10 protein-coding genes are annotated in these 18,621 nt (G+C 59.6%); 3 read left to right on the top strand and 7 right to left on the bottom strand.

What is annotated here, in order from left to right; genetic code table 11:
- The first annotated feature begins 202 nt into the window (after window positions 1-202).
- Complete coding sequence (locus AC07RO_RS09815; RefSeq protein WP_495086035.1) at window positions 203-4,612, top strand: immunoglobulin-like domain-containing protein; 4,410 nt, start codon at window positions 203-205, stop codon at window positions 4,610-4,612.
- Between the two features lie 40 nt (window positions 4,613-4,652).
- On the opposite strand, the gene AC07RO_RS09810 is transcribed toward AC07RO_RS09815, so the two are convergent.
- From AC07RO_RS09810 to AC07RO_RS09795, 4 genes are all read right to left on the bottom strand, one after another.
- Window positions 4,653-7,766: an autotransporter outer membrane beta-barrel domain-containing protein gene (locus tag AC07RO_RS09810; RefSeq protein ID WP_495085916.1), complete on the bottom strand. Its 3,114-nt coding sequence runs from the start codon at window positions 7,764-7,766 to the stop codon at window positions 4,653-4,655.
- A 263-nt stretch (window positions 7,767-8,029) separates the two neighbouring features.
- Entirely contained in the window at window positions 8,030-10,048 is a 2,019-nt protein-coding gene (locus AC07RO_RS09805; protein ID WP_495085915.1) for a hypothetical protein, read from the bottom strand.
- A gap of 59 nt (window positions 10,049-10,107) precedes the next feature.
- The gene (locus AC07RO_RS09800; protein WP_495085914.1) at window positions 10,108-11,412 is read right to left on the bottom strand and encodes a hypothetical protein; all 1,305 of its coding nucleotides are present in this window, start codon (window positions 11,410-11,412) and stop codon (window positions 10,108-10,110) included.
- Window positions 11,413-11,623: 211 nt separating this feature from the next.
- Window positions 11,624-12,586: an NAD(P)H-quinone oxidoreductase gene (locus tag AC07RO_RS09795; RefSeq protein ID WP_463582496.1), complete on the bottom strand. Its 963-nt coding sequence runs from the start codon at window positions 12,584-12,586 to the stop codon at window positions 11,624-11,626.
- Window positions 12,587-12,731: 145 nt separating this feature from the next.
- Here AC07RO_RS09795 and AC07RO_RS09790 point away from each other — a divergent pair, with 145 nt between their 5' ends.
- Together AC07RO_RS09790 and AC07RO_RS09785 are read left to right on the top strand one after the other, a co-directional pair.
- Entirely contained in the window at window positions 12,732-14,813 is a 2,082-nt protein-coding gene (locus tag AC07RO_RS09790) for a carboxy terminal-processing peptidase (protein WP_346625471.1), read from the top strand.
- A 120-nt stretch (window positions 14,814-14,933) separates the two neighbouring features.
- Window positions 14,934-16,724: a bifunctional diguanylate cyclase/phosphodiesterase gene (locus tag AC07RO_RS09785; protein WP_495085913.1), complete on the top strand. Its 1,791-nt coding sequence runs from the start codon at window positions 14,934-14,936 to the stop codon at window positions 16,722-16,724.
- Window positions 16,725-17,027: 303 nt separating this feature from the next.
- Here AC07RO_RS09785 and AC07RO_RS09780 read toward each other — a convergent pair whose 3' ends face one another.
- From AC07RO_RS09780 to AC07RO_RS09770, 3 genes are all read right to left on the bottom strand, one after another.
- A complete protein-coding gene (locus AC07RO_RS09780) occupies window positions 17,028-17,402 on the bottom strand; it encodes a hypothetical protein (protein WP_192170934.1) in 375 nt (124 codons plus the stop codon).
- On the bottom strand, window positions 17,399-17,755 hold the full coding sequence (locus AC07RO_RS09775; RefSeq protein WP_282373213.1) for a helix-turn-helix domain-containing protein: 357 nt from the start codon (window positions 17,753-17,755) through the stop codon (window positions 17,399-17,401). The genes AC07RO_RS09780 and AC07RO_RS09775 overlap by 4 nt, the downstream gene beginning before the upstream one ends.
- Window positions 17,756-17,901: 146 nt before the next feature.
- Complete coding sequence (locus AC07RO_RS09770; RefSeq protein WP_065986833.1) at window positions 17,902-18,351, bottom strand: YkvA family protein; 450 nt, start codon at window positions 18,349-18,351, stop codon at window positions 17,902-17,904.
- Window positions 18,352-18,621 lie beyond the last annotated feature (270 nt).

Below are 18,621 nucleotides of genomic sequence, written 5' to 3'. Positions count from 1 at the left end.
GTAAGGCCAGTCCAGGGCCGACCGGTGGATGGCGCTCCCGATCAAATCTCCGGCTGGGGAGTCGACGGCAGCCTATGCAGACGTTTCGCTGCCAATCCCCGGTCAGCGTCCCCCCTGAACAAGGAAGCTCACCATGAAACGAGACTCAGGCACCCTCCTCCCACCCTCGGACGGCGACTACTCGATACTCGCGTTGCGTCCGGTGCTGATCACTGGTCTGGTCACCCCCGTCGAGGGCGGTGACGGCGGGATCAATATCCGCCTCGAAGAAGACCCGGACGGTATATTAGTTTCCGTCGACCCTTGGCTGCGCATGCAGGAGGGCGACCTTGTCGAGTTTTACTGGGACGACACTCGGGTGGGCAGTCACACGGTGGTCGCCGACGATATCGACAAGCGCATTGGTTTCACGCTGCACACCGTCTGGGACATGCCTGACTGGGCTGAAAGGGTGTTCTACAGACTGACCCGCACCGGCACAAACACGCCCGAAGACTCAGTGCCGTTGCGCCTGCGGGTCAAACTCGATCGGCCGGGAGGCGTGGACCAGGATCCGCATAAACCCGGGCACTCCGAACTCAAGGCGCCAGAGCTGCCGGAGGACATTGTCAATAACGGCGTTGATAAAAATTCGGCAGCTGCTGGCATCCCCGTGACCATCCGCAATTACCCCGGACGTAAGGCTCGCGACACTGTCGAGTTGCAGTGGGGCACTGTGTCTCTCCGTCGGCAGATCACTGAAACCGAGGCCGGGGGCGAAGAGCCTATCGTCATCACCGTCGATCAGGACGCCATACTCGCAGCTGGCAATGACTCAGCGCTGCTCGTCCACTATCAGGTCTACGACGAGGTGTGGAACTTCTCCGAGGACTGGTCGCTTCCGACCCGCGTAAAGGTGGACGCCGGCGCCTGGACGCTGCCCGCACCGATCATCGAAGAAGCCTTCAACGGGGTGATCGACCTCGGCGATCTGGGCAGCGCCGACGTCACGGTGGTTATCAACATTACCGTGGGTCCTTTCCATATTGGCGACACCGTGACCATGACCTGGCTCGGTACCCCAATCACAGGTGCGCCGGTGACGCATAGCCAGACCGTGACGGTGAGCAACATCCCGTCGATCTATTACACCACTGTCCCCAACGCACTTGTGCGCGACTTGCTCGGCGGCGCCGCTAAAGCGTCCTACGTCCTGAACAAAGCCAGCGGTGAAATGCCGCAGTCATCGAAAGTGGCAATCGCCCGAATCACCGGCGTGGCCCCCCTGAAAATCCCGCGCATTCTGGAGCTGATCGGTGATGTGCTCGACCCGTACGAAGAGCGCGTCCACGTGGAGATTCCGGTCTACGTCGGCATGGCCAATGGCGATCTGATTGAACTGATCTGGCTCGGCACCCGCGTTAATGGCACGCCCTATCTATATGAAACCCAACACTTCGTGACCGCCAACGACGTAGGCAACGTCGTTTATATCCCTGTGATGGGCGAACACATCGCCTTGCTTGAGAACGGCACGCTGGACGTCAGCTACCGGGTATTCAACGATGTATCCACGGTGCGGGTCTCGGAGCATCTGCTCGTCAAGGTCGGACAACACCTGGCCGAACTGCCTGCGCCGAGCATCCTCGAAGCGCCGGGCGGCGAGCTCGACCCCGAGCTGAATCCCGGTGCCGACGTCACGTTACAGGTCAGTTATAACGGCACGGTCGCCGGAGACACGCTCACCTGGTACTGGCTTGGTCATCCGCTGGAGGGCAGCGGCAGCGACTGGCTCCCCATCACCACTGCCATTGCCGGCAAGCCGGTCGATTTCAAGGTTCGGCGGCCCCTGGTCGATGCCAACATCAATAATGTGGTGAGGGTGCTGTACACACTCAAACGCGGCGCCACCGGCCATTTTCAGTACTCGAAAACACTGGATCTGGTAATCGGCAAACCCATTGGCGAACTGCCCGCCCCCACCGTACTGGAAGCCAGCAACGGGGTACTTGACCCCATCAAGGCGCAGGCCGGTGTGACCGTGCAGGTGTTTTACAAGAGCATGCAGCCGAAGGATACCGTCACCATGATGTGGCTGGGCAGTCCGGGGGCCGGTTCACCTGCCGACCAGGAACAGACGGTCAGCGAGAATGGGCCAGTCAACTTCATCGTGCCCGCTACCGTGGTCGGCGCGAACATTGGGCGCGGTGTCAGCGTGTCCTATCGCGTCAAACGTTACATGGCAGAGCAACAGTCCATCGCCTTGATGCTCTCTGTACTGCCCTTTGGCGACCCTGACAAGGACTTGCCGCATCCGGCCATCACCCAGGCCGACGGTCAGACGCTGAACCTGGCAACCTTCACCGGCAACGCGACGACGACCGTGGGCAAGTGGCCTTTTGCTGCGGCGGAGCAACGCGTGTGGCTGCGTCTTGAAGGGGAAACCGGCAGCGGCGGCGTCTACAGCATCACGCTGCTGGATGGCGCGGTGCTGACTAGTGCCCAGGCCACGAATGGTCTGTCCGAGAGCGTCCCGCGCACCGAGCTCGAAAAACTCGGGCAGGACACCCGTCTTGAGGTGATCTGTAATGTCGCCTTCGACCGCACCGCCAGCGAGAGCACTGCCGTGCAGTTTCCGCGAACGGCGTACACCTTCAAGCTGCACCATGACTGGGTCAACCCGCAGATCGTCAGCGTCAGCGACAGCAAGGGAGAAGTGGTTGACGGAGGGACGACGTTCGATACCACAGTGAGCATCAGCGGCACTTCCACCGTCGAAACCGAGCTGGAAATTCTCGACGGTGGCACGCGTCTGTCCACCGTGACTGCCAACAGCAGCGGCGTCTGGAGCGGATCCCTGCCGGGATTGACCGTGAAAACCTACAGCCTGAAGGCCAGCGCGCTGGATGGAAGCGGAATGGTTTCGCCGCCCCGTCGGTTTGATGTGGTGGCCAACCTGACGCCGACCATCACTCAGGTGCTCGATTCAAACGGGCCAATCAGCAACGGCGGATCGACCGTCGAGACCAGCGTCACAGTGTCCGGCCAGGGCAGTCCCGATCAACAGATCGAGCTGTTTGACGGCAACACCTCCAAAGGTACGGCGCGTACAAACAATGCCGGTACCTGGTCGTTGACCGTTTCGGGGCTGACAATTGCGTCGCATCCGCTCAAGGCCAAAGCGTTATATGGCACGGAGCCCGAATCAACGGTCTGGACAGTGATCGTCGCGGTCGCCGTCACCCCAACGATTACCAGCATCAAGGACTCGAAAAACGTCGAGATTCCGCCCGACGGATTTACAGTGGATACCGATGTCGTGGTGACGGGGAGCGCCAGTGCGAACCTGCAGGTCGAGGTTTTTGACGGTGCGGCGACTCTCGGCAAAGTCAGCGCCAATGGGGCTGGACAATGGACACTGCCTCTGACCGGCCTGAACGTCGCCGTCCATAGAATCAAAGCCAAAGGCGACTACGCAAGCTACCCGGAATCTCCGGTGCGAAACTTCACGATCACAGCCTTGGTGACCCCGACCATCACCCAGGTCGTAGAACCCGATGGAACGCCGGTGAGCAATGGCGGTTCAACTTACGCCAACACGGTCACTGCGTCGGGCAAGGCGTCGATCGGTCAGTCCGTGGAGGTGTTCGACGGCGCGTCTTCCAAAGGCACTGCCAGCGTGAACACCAACGGCGACTGGTCGCGGTCAGTCAGCGGCCTGTCGGTCGGCGCCCATAGCCTGACTGCCAAAGCGTTGTACGCGAGTCATCCGGTGTCCACACCGTGGACGTTCAATGTCCAGGCGGCAACGGCGCCAACCCTGAGCGTGCGCGACTCAAAAGGCGAGATCAATCAGGGAGGCACCACCACGGAGACCACCGTGACGGCATCGGGCACGGCTGCGCCGAACGAACAAGTGGAAGTTTTCGACGAGAACACTTCCAAAGGGAAGACCGCAGTGGGGGGTAACGGTAACTGGAGCCTGTCGGTGGGCGTGCCGCTGGGTTCTCACAGTCTCAAAGCCGTGGGGCAATACGCTGAAAATCCTGCATCGGGCGTGCGTCAGTTTTCGGTTATTTCTCCGATACCGGATTTCGTACTGGATCCGTCGTCCGTTTCGCTGAATGGTGGGCTATGGGGGTTGGCAGGTTACCCAGGCTATGAACCTTTGAACTGGCCAGCAGGCACGACTTACCGAAGGACTCCAACCAGCGGGGTGGCACCTTACACGTACTCGTCAAGCAATGGTTCAATCGTGTTGGTCGATAGCACCGGTTTCATCAAATCGGTATCAAACGGAACGGCGACGATCACGGTTCAGGACCAGCAAGGGCGGCGAGGTAGTTACACCGTGACGGTTTCGAATGTAGTGATGGTGCACGGATTGGGGAATCTTTTTTGGGCCGGCGCAAAAAGTGCAGCGTCGGCCGCGGGCCTAAGCATGATGAATATGAGTCAACTGCGGCAGATCTACAGTATGTATGGCAGCAAGTTCCCAATGGGCAACTTTTCATATTGGTCCACCGATAGCGCTGGTCTCATCAGTAACCGGACCAAGAACATGGTAACCGGAGCGGAAGGGACTGGTTATATAACGTACCCAGGCGGTTCTTGCGGCGTTATTGCTATATAAGAAAAAGCGGGAGAGCCACTCAGGCTCTCCCGCTTTTTGTTTACCAGCTATACCGCAACCCCACATTCGCCCCAAACGGTTGCTCGATGTTCTCACCGTTGGAGTAATCGAAATCAGCATGCACCTGCAGGCTGTCTGAAAACGCCACGGCAACACCCGCCCCCAACTCACCTCGCGAGCCGGACAAGTCATTGTTGAACACGTTGTTGTTCACCTGAACTTCGTTGTTCTTCGCGAACTCGTGTACACCCGCCACCCGAACATACGGCTGCAACACTTTGCCGTCACTCATCTCGAAGTTGCGACCTGCGGTCATGCCTACCTTGCCCAGCAGCGAACGAGTGCGATCGCCTTCCGCACGCATGTCGTTGTTCAACTCGTAATCCTTGCCCTGGATCACCACGGCGGACAACTGGCTGTAGGGTTCGATGAAATAGCCGTCGTTCAACTTGATATGGCGACCAAACTCCACCGAGCCGCCTGCGCCCGAGTTGTCGTAATCACCCTTGGCGCGCGTGCCATCGCTGATACTGACCTTCGAGTCGTTGCGGAAGCGGTTGAACTTCAACACACCGTCGAAATAGTAGCCGCTGGCCTGGTCCATCCAGGTCGTGTAAATGCCGGCGTAATAACTGTTCACCGTGCCCGACGTACCGCGACTGAGATCAAGATCGGATTTGCTGTGCCCGGCCAGTACCCCCACCAGCCACTGCCCGTCGCCGACGGGCAACGGCGCATCAGCGCCGAGCGACAAGCCCTGCTGCGTCTGCTGATAACCCACACCCGACGCTTCATCGACGTTGTATTTGTTGCCGTAGGTGCGCACCCAACCGCCCGCCTTGCCGCCGTTGAAGCGCAACTCGCCCATGCGGCTGCGCAGCGACGTCAGCTCGCCGTACCAGACCGTCGGCGCGGTGTTGAACAGCGCCAGCACCGAGCGCGTGCCGGGGCTGATCGTCGCGGTACTCGGGTCCAGAAACCAGTCGGTCCCGCCAGCGCTGTTGCTGGCCGACGCCAGTTGATAGGAATAGGTCCCCACGTCCACCGCACGATCGCCCGCCAAGGTAAAGGTCGCGTTACCGCCCCCGGTCTGCACGACAGTCAAGGGCTGTGGTGACGTCGGGTCGGCGCCCGAACCTGCGATCAGCAAGGTATGGCTGCCCGTCGCAGAACCGGTGACGTTGAGCAGGTCGTGCTCGTTGGTGAGGTAGTCCGCGTCCATGACGAAGGTGCCGTTGCCGGACAGGGTGCCGACGTTGAGCTGGTAGAACGCGTTGGTTGCGCCAAACCTCACCGTGCTGTCATTCATCGCGAGTGAGTTGAGGGTGTTGGAACCCACCATATCCCAGGTGGAGGAACCCGCGAGGGTGGCGCTGTCGACATTGATCAAGTTGCCGGTGAACACCGAATTGTTGGCCAGCGAAACAACGCCGCCACCGGAGGTGATATCGCCGGACATCGAACTGGCATCCAGGCTGACATTACTGCTGCTGACATCGCCTTTCAGCGTTGAGCCGCCCAGCAACTTCAGCAAACCTGCCCCGCCGATCGACGTGACATTGCCGACTATCGAACTGGCATCAAGGCTAACGTCGTTGCTGCTGACATTGCCTTCCACCAGGGAGCCTGCCGCCAGCGACACAACGCCCGCGGTGCCGGTCGAGGTGACATTGCCGGCTATCGAACTGGCATCGAGACTGACGTTGTTGCTGTTCACGTTGCCTCTTACCAAAGAGCGGCGAACCAGCTTGACGGCACCTGCTCCGCTGGCGGAAGTGACATCGCCGGTAATCGAGCTGGCGTCAAGACTGACGTTGTCGCTGATGACCTGACCTTCTACGGTCGAACCGCCGACAAGCGATACAACACCGGCGTTGCTGGTCGACGTGATGTCACCCTTCATTGAACTGGCGTTCAGGCTGACGTTATCGCTGCTGACGTTACCTTGCAGCGCCGAACCCTCCACCAGCGATACCACGCCGGCACTGCTCATCGACGTGATATCGCCGATCATCTGACTGCCGTTCAGGCTGACGTTGTCGCTGTTGACGTTGCCTTCCAGCACTGACCCGTTAGCCAGCGAAACCACACCGGCGCTGCTGGCCGAGGTTACGTTTCCGGTAATGGAACTCGCATTCAGATTGACCGCATCAATACCGGTGACATCGCCCGTGAGCGCAGAGCCATTGTTCAGCGCCAGGGTGCCGCTGCTGGTGGCATCCGCCGAAACGTTACCGATCAACCGGCCCTGATCGAAGGTCAGATTGGCAATGCTGCCGTTGGAGATAGCGAAGTTACCGGTCACTTCACTGCTCTGCAGCAGCACGTTCGCCGTCGCCGTGTTGGAAACTTCCAGCGCATTGCCGTTGCCGCCCGTCAAGGTGGTGCCGTTGAGCAGGTTGAGGTTGGCAACCATTCCGCCGCCCTGACCATTGAGCAGGATCGCAGCGCCGTTGGTGCCTTCTATGTGGGAGCCTTCGATATTGATCGTTCCCTGTCGCACGTTGGAAACGTCCACGCGGTAGGCAAGACCATTCAGCCCCCCCGTCACGGTGCTGTCGCGCAGGGAAATGTCCGAGCCAAAACCTCGGACCCCATAACTGTTTCCGGAAGTGCCGGAGATCACCGCCCCGGTGGCGTCCAGACTGCTGCCAAAGGAAAGCGACGCGCCGCCAGTGGAACCGGTAATGGTGCCGCCGTTGATCAGGAACGAACTCCCCGGTCCGGTGGCGACTTGCGTGCCGAACAGACCCAGACCGTTTGTACTGACAACGGTGGCATTGTTCAGTATCGCCGAGCTGTCGGTGAGCACCAGCGCGTTGGCACTGCCGCTTGCGATAACGCTGGCACCCGAGATGTTGGCCACAGCACCTGGAGCACTCAGGTTGACGCTGCCTGCCGAACTGCCTGTATTGAGATTGACGACGCTGCCTGCACCTCCACCGTTGATCGACAGCGTTTGTGCGCCGTTGTTAACGGTGAGGGTAGAACCGGTGGCCAGGGTCCAGGACTCGGGCGAGTCGCCCTGATTGACCTCGGTAGACTCGCCAGGTGACAACGCGCGCCCCTGGGCCACGGCACTGATGCACAGGGCCAGAGAAATGAAGGTTGAGGGTTTGAAATATCGAGAGGGGATAAAACGCGATTCAGCCATGACCAGCTCCTTGGGAATAAACGCCACTCCCGCGGAACCATCTATTAAGCGCCGCAGGATAAGGGCGCGAAGACTACATTCTTCAAATCCATATCTGTTGTAGGACGTTTCCTAACCTTTTGAGCGTAGCTTCCTACAATGCACTTCGCCTGCCGTTTACCGCCCGATTTGGAAACCTGACGGATTAAACACCAAGGCCGCGTGACGCGGCCCTGGTGGTATCAAACGACTCAGCACGATGCAAATTTCAGGTTGACCCGAACTTAACAGCCGCACCCTTTCGAGGTGGCACGACGACGCGGATTGGGAGGACAAAACCCGGCCGAATTCGTCGCTGATGCCCTGATCAGCATTTCGCCTTTCATGGGCGGCTGGGTATCGGATTCATAGGTCAGCTTGATCGAACCATTGGTTCCGACCGGCTTGATGTGAGTCTCGAAGGGCCCGAATACCAGACTAAAACCATTGATAGCTTCGGCCTCGGTGATATCTCTCTCGGTTACCAGTGCCGCGCCCACCGGGACGTTACCGACTTTGTCGGTGTAGCACTGCCAAGTGAAAGTGAGCTTTTCACCGCCCTTCAACCGCGGAGTATTCGACGGGATCTCGACGGCAACGTTTTGATCCGGACCGATGAATGAATTGCAGTTAAGAATGGGAACCCCGCCTGCAGCGGATCCGGCATCAGGAAACTCCGGATCAGCAAGCTTGATCGGCAAGGCCGCACTGACATCAACCAGGGTAGGAACGCACAGCTCAATGTTGCCAGTGTCATTCATACGTCCGACAGTGTAGAAGACCGGCACATTGGTCCCGCTTGGCAGATCCTTGATGGCGTCCCATTCGACAGTGAACGTGTACGGGTTGGTCGCGTCGACGACCGGAGCGAATTCGGCTACCGGGTTGTCTAGCGAATACCAGTACAACACCATCCTCTCCTGTGGGCCGATAGGTTGGTACAGAGCCACGGTAACTTCTACCGGCTTACCTGCGTCGTCCTCGTTAAGCACGTTATCTTCGGGCGACGCGCCGGTACCCCGCACCGTTACTTTGGGAAGGTTCGGATTTTCAGGGTTCGGGCGGTCAGGGTTTACCGGCCCGGGCACAAAAAAGTCGACATCAATGATCGCTTCGGGTGAATCGAACGTCCTGTTCCCGCGTTTGACGACATACTTGACGGAAGTAGGCAGCACGGTGGTGGCGCCGCCGTAGGCCGGCTCAAGTATCGAGTCATACGGTACGCTCAGCACTATCTTGGCCGCCGGCTGGGTGACTTCGTGGAAAATCTTGATTGCAGCAGTCCCCCAGGTCGCCTCGACCACATCGCCTTCCAAAGCGTTGGGGATATGCTCGATCTCAACGAGGGTTTCCGTACCCGAAGCAATGTCAGCCAGATTCAGAATCTTGTCATCCGAGATCCTTGGCACCGTGGGAAGGGGCAGGGGAGCCTCGGGCAGTGGATTTCTGAACAGGCCGGTGATTGTGTCATCGGCGCGCGGCCCGTGATTCCCCACTTTGTCGAGTAGCCGGTAGGACACATAGATGAACCCATCCAGCAAACCATCAAACCTATCAGCTGGAATTTTGATTTGACGGTTCTGGTCCATTGGAGCGCGATACGTTGGCTCGGTGGGACTGGTGGCAGGCATATAGACATATAGATCCACGTTATCCCCGGGTTGCTCGTCCTGATAACCCGGGATCACTACCACCACACCACCATTCGTGTTCAGATACTCTCCAGTAATACCCTCGTCTGTCACTGTCTGGTCAACGAAAGTGAGTTTGGCCGGCGATTGATTATTAGCCGGCGGCGTTTTATCGATGATGATCTGAGTAAGGTCCGACGGCGTAAGGACGCCGTTTTCACCTGTAACGGTATAACGAAGGTCGTACGTGCCCTGGATTTTGAAATTCTCCTTGGCCAACTTCAACACGATAGGAAAACTGTCCGGATCCAGAGGCCCCGGGAGCTCAATCGCGGCCTGAGCCGGTTGCCAGTCGGAGGAGCTTTGCAACTTCCATTCAAATTGCAAGAAATCAGTTTGGTCATCTTGCGCAGGGTTTGGCCAAATACCGATCGAGATGTCCATGTCCTCTTCTTGCTTATCCGCAGGAACCAAACCGGCGAACTCCGGCTCCCCCGGCCACCAGTCGGGCAACACCGGCGCGACGAGCGTGGCACGAGGCTGGCCTGCTCTCTTCTGGGTTTTCAGTTTATTGACACTGCGTTCGAGCGCATTCGCGAGAACGATGGATCGTTTGGTTGGTTTGATGCTCATGTCGTTTCTCCTTGAGTTGACTCGCGCCCACCCAGCCCGGCGCGTCCTTTGTTTCCGCGTTACTTCCCTCTACCGCCGCGCCCGATTGCCTGAAACACGCGGGCGATAAAACCCCTGACCTTGCGGCAGGCACTGCATCCGTCAGCCAACGACGCGTCAGACTGCATGGCCAACATCGTCGGCCCGCAGATCTCGCCGCTGGGCAACTTGCGATTGATCTTCACTAGCCCCTCGTAGGACGCGCCCGACTGCCCGCCGACTTTCGTCAACCGGTAAGTGGCCAGCGCCGATCCTTCAAGGATGGGTTCGATGTGGGGAATGAAAGGCTCGACCAGAATGTCCAGATAACCGTCGGTCACGTTCTTCACGCTGACCGTTCTGGCAAATACGCCCTCGGTGCCCGCGATCGGATCGTGGCCGTTCAACGTGTGATAGCCCTGCCAATACAGTGTGATCTGGTCCTGGTACTCGAACAGGTTACGAACGAAGGTGACCCGTACCGTAATGCCATTCCAGGGCTCGTTATTGCAGTTGATGTAGCCGTAGATATCCGCTTCCGGAAAATCGGGCTCGGGGAGATCGCCCCCCGGCAGTGGCTTCAGCGCAACGGCAGCGGGCGTTTCACGGGAGAACGAGTCGGTCTCGTTGCCGGCACGGTCTCGTACTTTGTAAGTGGCGTAGAAATTGCCATCCCGGTCCGGTGCGCGCACGGCATCGCCGGGCAGGCTGATGCGGATATCGTCTGCCTCGATCTGCGCCTGGGTCACCGTCACGCTGGCCACAACCGATGTCGTTGGCGGGTTGTCCTGTGACCAGTAAAGGTCAACGACATCGCCTTCTTTCGCGTCGAGGTACACAGGGCTCGGCAGGCGCAGCTCTACCTGATCGCCATGGCTTGCCAGGTACGCTTCGTTGATCACCCCGTCTACCAGATCATTGGGCAACAACAAGGCCAGCAACTGCTTGTCGTAGCTGGGCGGGCGGGTGTCGATGGTGACGGTGCGCCGATCGGAAGGTGCAACCGCAGCAGCGTCGTTGGTGACCGTGTACCAGAGTTGGTATTGGCCATCCGGCTGCAAGTGTTTCTTGTCGAACGTGAGTAAAAAAGGGAACAGGGAAGGATCGACGGGGCCTTGAAAACTGGCGCTTGCCACCGGCGAGTTATCGGGCTCGCCGCTCCAGAAGAGTTCCAGCAGGTCGGTCTCGTCATCCGAAGCCGGCAGCGCCCACAGCGGCACCAGCACTTCTAGATCATTGGACTGTGTTCCCGTCGCAACGAGGCCGAGCGGATCATTCGGATCAATAATCGCCGGCACCTGGGGCGCCGCCAGATTGATCTTCGAAACGTTCCCTGTTCGCCGCATGAGCGGCTGTTTATTGCTGTCCCTGGCCATCCCGTCCTCACCTCGTCCGATGAAGCGTTCTCAGCCAGCACTCGCCGACCAGGCAACGCAACAAGGCTTTATTGAGAACCGAATGGGCCAGGCTGACTACTGTCAGAAATGACAGTTCGGGCCACCGCCGGTCGGCTGACGAGGCACGGCTATACCGAACAGCACAAGGGCAAAAGCAGGGTCACACCAGACTGTCGTCGATCACCAGCACGACCTTGCCCGACACCTGATTAGTGGCCAGCTCCGCGTAGGCCGCTTCGGCTTCGCTGATCGGAAAGCTGCGCGCCAGTTGTGGCTTGAGCCGGCCTTCGGTGAACAGCGGCATGACGTGCTGCCCCAGATCGCTGAGCAGGTCGGCCTTGAACTGGTCGTCGCGGCTGCGCAGGGTCGAACCCAGAATATGGATGCGCTTGCCCAGCACCTGAGCGAAGTCCAGCTCGGACTTGCGCCCTCCCATCAGCCCGATCAGCACCAGACGACCGTCAACGCCGAGCACCTTCAGATTCAGCGCCGCGTAGTTGGCGCCCACCGGGTCAAGGATGACGTTGAACGGCGCGAAGTCGTTCAGCGCATCCAGGTTCTCGTTGCGCAGCACTCCGCCCTGGGCGCCGAGGGATTCGCAATACGCCAGCCGCTCCGCCGAGCCCACGGTGACCCAGACCGGGTTGCCGAACGCCTTGCACAGCTGAATGGCAGCTGAACCAACGCCACTTGCTCCGGCGTGCAGCAACACTTTTTCGCCAGGCTGGAGGCCAGCCAGCTGGAACAGATTCAGCCAGGCCGTGGCGTATACTTCAGGAATCGCCGCCGCTTCGTGCAGCGAAATCCCCTCAGGCACCGGCAGCACATGCCGTGCATCAACCACCACTTCTTCGGCCATCGCACCGCCCGCAACCAGCGCGCACACGCGGTCGCCGACTTCCCAGGCGCAGCCCGGGCCGACCTCGGCAATCACCCCGGAACATTCCATCCCGAGGATTTCCGTGACACCCGGCGGTGGCGGGTAATGCCCCGAGCGTTGCAGCAAATCGGCACGATTGAGTCCGGCGGCTGCGACCTTGATGCGGACTTGTCCTACATCCAGCGTCGGCGATGGCTCTTCAACCCATTCCACACGACCTTCAACGCCTTGCAATGCTTTCACGGTGCCTCCATAGTGAGTCTTGACTGAGCCCGATGTGCCTCACGGCCACTGGGCTTTTTGCATTATGCGACCGTGTTCTGACCGAACCGGCGACCTCCAAAGACGGCCTAATATGCGTTATCAATTGTCCCCGCGTCGAATCAGCATGAAGCATTTCTTACCCAGCACCACCCTTGCATTACTCATTGGCCTGACTGTCCTGCCAATGTCAGCCAGTTCGTTCGCCGCCAACAGCTGGGATAATCTTCAACCTGATCGCGATGAAGTCATCGCCAGTCTGAATGTCGTGGAGCTACTCAAGCGCCACCACTACAGCAAGCCGCCGCTGGACGACAAGCGTTCGGAAATCATCTATCAGAGCTACCTGAAACTCCTCGATCCTGCGCGCAGCTACTTCCTCGCCAGCGACATCGCCGAGTTCGACAAGTGGCGTTTCCAGTTCGACGACTTCCTTAAAAGCGGCGACCTGGCCCCAGGCTTTACCATCTACAAACGCTATCTGGACCGCATCAAGTCGCGTCTGGATTTCGCCCTGGCGCAACTGAGCAAGGGCGTCGACAAGATCGACCTGAACACCCAGGAAACCTTGCTGGTTGATCGCAAGGACGCACCTTGGGCCAAGAACGAAGCCGAACTCGACGACCTCTGGCGCAAGCGCGTCAAGGATGAGGTCCTGCGCCTGAAGATCGCGGGCAAAGACCCGGCGAAGATTCAGGAAACCCTGACCAAGCGTTACAAGAACCAACTCGCGCGTCTGGGCCAGACCCGCAGCGAGGATGTGTTCCAGGCGTACCTGAACACCTTCGCGATGTCCTACGATCCGCACACCAACTACCTGTCACCTGACAGCGCGGAAAACTTCGACATCAACATGAGCCTTTCCCTGGAAGGGATCGGCGCGGTCCTGCAAAGCGACAACGATAACGTCAAGATCGTCCGCCTGGTGCCGGCCGGCCCTGCCGCCAAGACCAAGCAAGTGGCGACCGCCGACAAGATCATCGGCGTCGCCCAGGGCGACAAAGAGATGGTCGACGTGATCGGCTGGCGTCTGGATGAAGTGGTCAAATTGATTCGCGGTCCGAAAGGCTCGGTCGTGCGTCTGGAAATCGTCCCGGCCAGCAATGCGCCGAGCGACCAGACCACCAAGATCGTGTCGATCACCCGCGAAGCCGTGAAGCTCGAAGAGCAGGCGGCGAAGAAGTCGATCCTGCACCTGAACCAGGACGGCAAGGACTACAAGCTGGGCGTCATCGAGATCCCTGCTTTCTACCTGGACTTCAAGGCCTACCGCGCCGGCGATCCCGAGTACAAGAGCACGACCCGCGACGTCAAGAAGCTGCTGACCGAATTGCAGTCGGAGAAAGTCGACGGCGTGGTCATCGACCTGCGTAACAACGGCGGTGGTTCGCTGCAGGAAGCCACCGAGCTGACCAGTCTGTTCATCGACAAAGGCCCGACCGTTCTGGTGCGTAACGCCGACGGCAAGGTCGATGTGCTGGAAGACGAAAACAGCGGTGCGTTCTACAAAGGCCCGATGGCGTTGCTGGTCAACCGCCTCTCTGCCTCGGCTTCGGAGATTTTCGCCGGCGCCATGCAGGATTATCACCGCGCGCTGATCATCGGTGGCCAGACCTTCGGCAAAGGCACCGTGCAAACCATTCAGCCGCTGAACCATGGCGAACTGAAACTGACGCTGGCGAAGTTCTACCGGGTATCCGGCCAGAGCACTCAGCACCAGGGCGTACTGCCTGACATCGCCTACCCGTCGATCATCGACACCAAGGAAATCGGCGAAAGCGCGCTGCCTGAAGCCATGACCTACGACACCATCAAGCCGGCGATCAAGCCTGCGGTGGACCCGTTCAAACCGTTCCTTGCTCAGCTGCAATCGCGCCACGACGTGCGTTCAGCCAAAGACGCCGAGTTTGTCTTCATCGAAGAAAAACTCGCGCTGGCGAAGAAGTTGATGAGCGAAAAAACCGTCAGCCTCAACGAAGCCGAACGCCGCAAGCAACACGCCGACATCGAGAGCCAGCAGCTGGCGATGGAGAACGTACGTCGCAAGGCCAAAGGCGAAGAGCCGCTGAAGGAGCTGAAGAAAGAAGACGAAGACGCGCTGCCTTCGGATGACGACAAGACCAAACCCGAGGATGACGCCTATCTGGCTGAAACCGGGCGCATCTTGCTCGATTATCTGGGCTTGAGCGGCTCGGTGGCGAAAAAGTAAAGCAGCATGAAACGTGACGAAATGATGGCAAATAGTCATCAAACAGTCATGAAGCTGTCGTGAAATAGCGGGGCTCGACGCCACAGGCGTCCAGCCCCTTTTTCTTGCCCCGAGATTGCCATGACCGTGACTGAACAGCTGAGCGCTCTGAGTTCGATCCTGACTCACGGCGACTTGCACAGCCTGTTCCAACCGATTGTGTCGCTATCGGATCGGCGCATTCTCGGCTACGAAGCCCTGACTCGCGGCCCTTCCAACAGCGCGCTGCATTCCCCTCTCAGTCTGTTTGCCGTGGCCCGCCAGGCCGGGCGCCTGAGTGAGCTGGAACTGGCCTGCCGCGAGTCGGCCTGCCGGCGCTTCAGCCAGCAGCAGCTGGAGGGCAAGCTGTTTCTCAATATCTCGCCGGAGTCCCTGCTGGAAGCGTCGCACCCGCCGGGCCGGACCTTGCAGCTGTTGCAGCGCTACGGAATCCCGCCGAGCCGCGTGGTCATCGAGCTGACCGAGCAGACGCCGACGGATGACTTCGGCCTGTTGTACAACGCGCTCTATCACTACCGCGACATGGGTTTTTCCATCGCCCTCGATGACCTGGGCGCGGGGTATTCAAGCCTGCGGCTGTGGTCCGAGTTGCGCCCGGATTACGTGAAAATCGACCGGCATTTCATCGACGGTATTCATCAGGACGCGGTCAAGCGCGAGTTCGTCGGCTCGATGCTGCAGATGGCCAAGGCGTCGCGGGCGCTGGTGATCGCTGAAGGCATCGAGTTGCAGGAGGAGCTGGCGGTCTTGATCGACATGGGCGTCGAGCTGGTTCAGGGCTATTTGCTGTGCCGGCCACAGGAGTTTCCGCCCCGTGACGCCCGTGCGCTGCTGCCGAAAATCGACCCTGCCGCCGCGACTTTTGTTGAGGAAACCAGCGACCTCAGCGCCCTGCTCAACGAGCAGCCGGCAGTGGTGCAGACCACGCCCACGGCGACCGTGCTCGAAGCATTCCGCAAGCAGGCCAATCTCAACTCGCTGGCAGTGCTGGATGAGCAGCATCAGCCGATCGGCATCGTCCACCGTCACTCGCTGTCGGACGTGCTGCTCAAGCCCTTCGCCACCGAACTGTATGCGCGTAAGCCCATTAGTCGTCTGATGAGCGACGACTTTCTGGCCGTCGAGCTGAGCCAGTCGCTGCAGCAGGTGAGCCGACTCATCACCAGCCGCGCGCGGCAACGCATCGAAGAAGATTTCATCATCATGCAGAACGGCGCCTACCTTGGGCTGGGCCGGGTCATCGATGTACTGAAACTGATTACGGAACTGAAGATCCAGCAGGCGCGCTACGCGAATCCGCTGACCCTGCTGCCAGGCAATGTACCGATCCAGCAGTGCCTGACCCGGCTGTTGCAGCAGGGTCGCGAGTCGATGATCTGCTACGTGGACATCGACAGCTTCAAACCCTTCAACGACATCTATGGCTACGGGCGCGGCGACGAGGTTCTGCTGTGTCTGGCGCAATGCCTCAACGACCGGATTGACCCGAGTCGCGACTTCGTAGGCCACATCGGCGGCGATGATTTCCTGTTGGTGCTGGGCTCGGACGACTGGCGCAAACGCCTGAACATGCTGCTGGAGGATTTCCAGAACCAGTGCCGACGCTTCTACCGTGCCGAGCACCTGGAGGCGGGCTGCTTCGTGGCGCTCAACCGGCAAGGCCACCGTCAGGAATTTCCGCTGCTGTCGCTGTCCATCGGCGTTGTGCATCTGCATCCGGAAGTCTGCACCACGCTGGACGCCAGCCAGCTTGCTGAACTGGCTTCCCAGGCCAAACACCACGCCAAAGACGTAATCGGCGCGAGTTTGCATGTGATCGATACGCTGGAGGCGGAGGTGATGGCGACGTTGAATCAGGCGGTATTGGGGTGAGATGCCGGCATTACAGGATGGGTTTGGGGGCAATCTCGAATCCCGGGTTCGACACTGATCCTGTGGGAGCGAGCTTGCTCGCGAAGACTGCATTTCAGCCGCTGAATATTCGGTGGATGTCCCGGCCTCTTCGTGAGCAAGCTCACTCCCACAGGCCCGCGTTCAGCCTGGAAACCCGAGGGTGGGCGGATCATTCCCACAGTTCCGAGATCAGTCTGAAATACCAAGTGCGACACAGATCCTGTGGGAGCGAGCTTGCTCGCGAAGGCGATAGGCCGGCGAACCGGGAATCAGACGCCTGCTCTACTCCGGCTTCACCGGCTGCGGGTACTCGAACTCAAACACTCGGGCCACTTCCGAGGCGTGCCAGGAGGCAGCGGCGACGCCGTCCGAAGGGCCTGAGAATCGGCCCAAACGCTCGACGCATTCAAAGAACCCGGTGCGGGGCAGTCGGCTGGCGCCCTGACTGATCACCAACGAACTGCGCAACGGCTGCTCGGCGCGGGCGTCGAGGGCGGCGAGGTGTTCGAGGGCAGCGGTCAGGGTTTGCATGGCGGGTGTAGGTAACTGCAAGCGCTCCAGCAACGCGCGATAGGTCACCAGATGACGCTGGCGACGGGCAAGGTCCAGTTCGGCGAGCAATCCGTCCCAGTGCTGGCGACTGATGCGCACGCTCATGCCTCACCCCGCCAGCCCGCAACACCCAGCTCCCACGCCAGACTCCGGCGAATGGCCGCGTCCGGCTCACGGGCGCCGCTTTCAATCAGGTCCAAGTAAGAGGGACTGATGCCGACCGTGCGCGCCAGTTGCGCCACTTCCAAGCCCTTCGCTTGGCGTAATGCACCCAGCTGATCGAATGAAGGAAGATCAGTTGCGCTGGAGGGCTGGCCGCCAGAGGCCTCAGTATGAGCCGCCGCCGCGGACGCAGGCATGGATACAACACCCGCGGCCCGCAACAGGGCCTGATACTGCGCCCATGGCAGCACCGCATATTCCGGCTCTCCATCGCGCGAGATAACCTGAAGATCCATACCACCCCCCCTCTGTAGGACAAACCACGCCTTTACGTAGTCTTTTTCTAAGTATGGCGGCATCTTACCAGCGGTGGGAGACGACTGGCGTGTGCGGAGTCAATGGATCGCGGACGGCGCGAGTAATCACCCATCCAAAGCCGCCTTCAAATCTTCTTCTCGTGCTCAAGCAACACAGGCGTCGCCGGCAGACGCTCAACCACCGCGAGCTTTTCGGGGTTCTGCAATTCGCGCCAGGCACGGAACGCACTGAGCTCGGCCTCGAGGTGTTTCATCACCCACGCCAGCACGGCGATGTCGTCCAGCATCCCCAGACCCGGAATCCAGTCAGGAATCGCATCCAGAGGACTGAGGAAATACATCAGGCCGGCCACGATCGAAAGAATCGCCTTACCGCTGATGGCGCGATATTCCCCGCGCCAGTAGGCCAGGCACAACGCCTGAAGCAGTTTCAAATCGTCTTTGATCTTGCCCAGCCGACCGCCCTCACTGGCCGTTTTGCCGGCAACGGCAAACAGCAATGCAGGCAGGCGACCTGCCGCCATCAAGCGCTTGGCCATGGGCAGATAACGAATGAGATTCCAGGGTGCTTTCATATCTACTCCACGATTACCGATAAAAATCGACTTGCTGGCTTACTGCGTGTGTCGCGGCAGCCTACCGCCGAGTACGCCGATTCCGCACCTGAAGGTTATCCACACAAATTGTGGATAACCTTGTGAACAGACCCGTTTTTCGGGGCCGGAACGCCCGTTCTAATGGGTCCGCAGTTAAATCGCGCGTTTTTTACACACATAAAAACCCGCAAAAAACCGTTGACTCACCGAACCTGCGGCGCTAGCCAAAGCCCAACGAACAACGCGCAG

It is taken from the genome of Pseudomonas sp. GW821-FHT07F05 (assembly GCF_059418765.1).
Note: the sequence above shows the minus strand (reverse complement) of the source record. Positions and strands in the feature narration are given on the sequence as shown.

Bases quoted from the DNA above. Each gene is read 5' to 3' on its own strand.
- AC07RO_RS09780 (WP_192170934.1), bottom strand. From the start codon at position 17,402: ATGAGCGTGCGCATCAGTCGCCAGCACTGGGACGGATTGCTCGCCGAA.
- AC07RO_RS09785 (WP_495085913.1), top strand. From the start codon at position 14,934: ATGACCGTGACTGAACAGCTGAGCGCTCTGAGTTCGATCCTGACTCAC.
- AC07RO_RS09800 (WP_495085914.1), bottom strand. From the start codon at position 11,412: ATGCGGCGAACAGGGAACGTTTCGAAGATCAATCTGGCGGCGCCCCAG.
- AC07RO_RS09805 (WP_495085915.1), bottom strand. From the start codon at position 10,048: ATGAGCATCAAACCAACCAAACGATCCATCGTTCTCGCGAATGCGCTC.
- AC07RO_RS09790 (WP_346625471.1), top strand. From the start codon at position 12,732: ATGAAGCATTTCTTACCCAGCACCACCCTTGCATTACTCATTGGCCTG.
- AC07RO_RS09770 (WP_065986833.1), bottom strand. From the start codon at position 18,351: ATGAAAGCACCCTGGAATCTCATTCGTTATCTGCCCATGGCCAAGCGC.
- AC07RO_RS09775 (WP_282373213.1), bottom strand. From the start codon at position 17,755: ATGGATCTTCAGGTTATCTCGCGCGATGGAGAGCCGGAATATGCGGTG.
- AC07RO_RS09810 (WP_495085916.1), bottom strand. From the start codon at position 7,766: ATGGCTGAATCGCGTTTTATCCCCTCTCGATATTTCAAACCCTCAACC.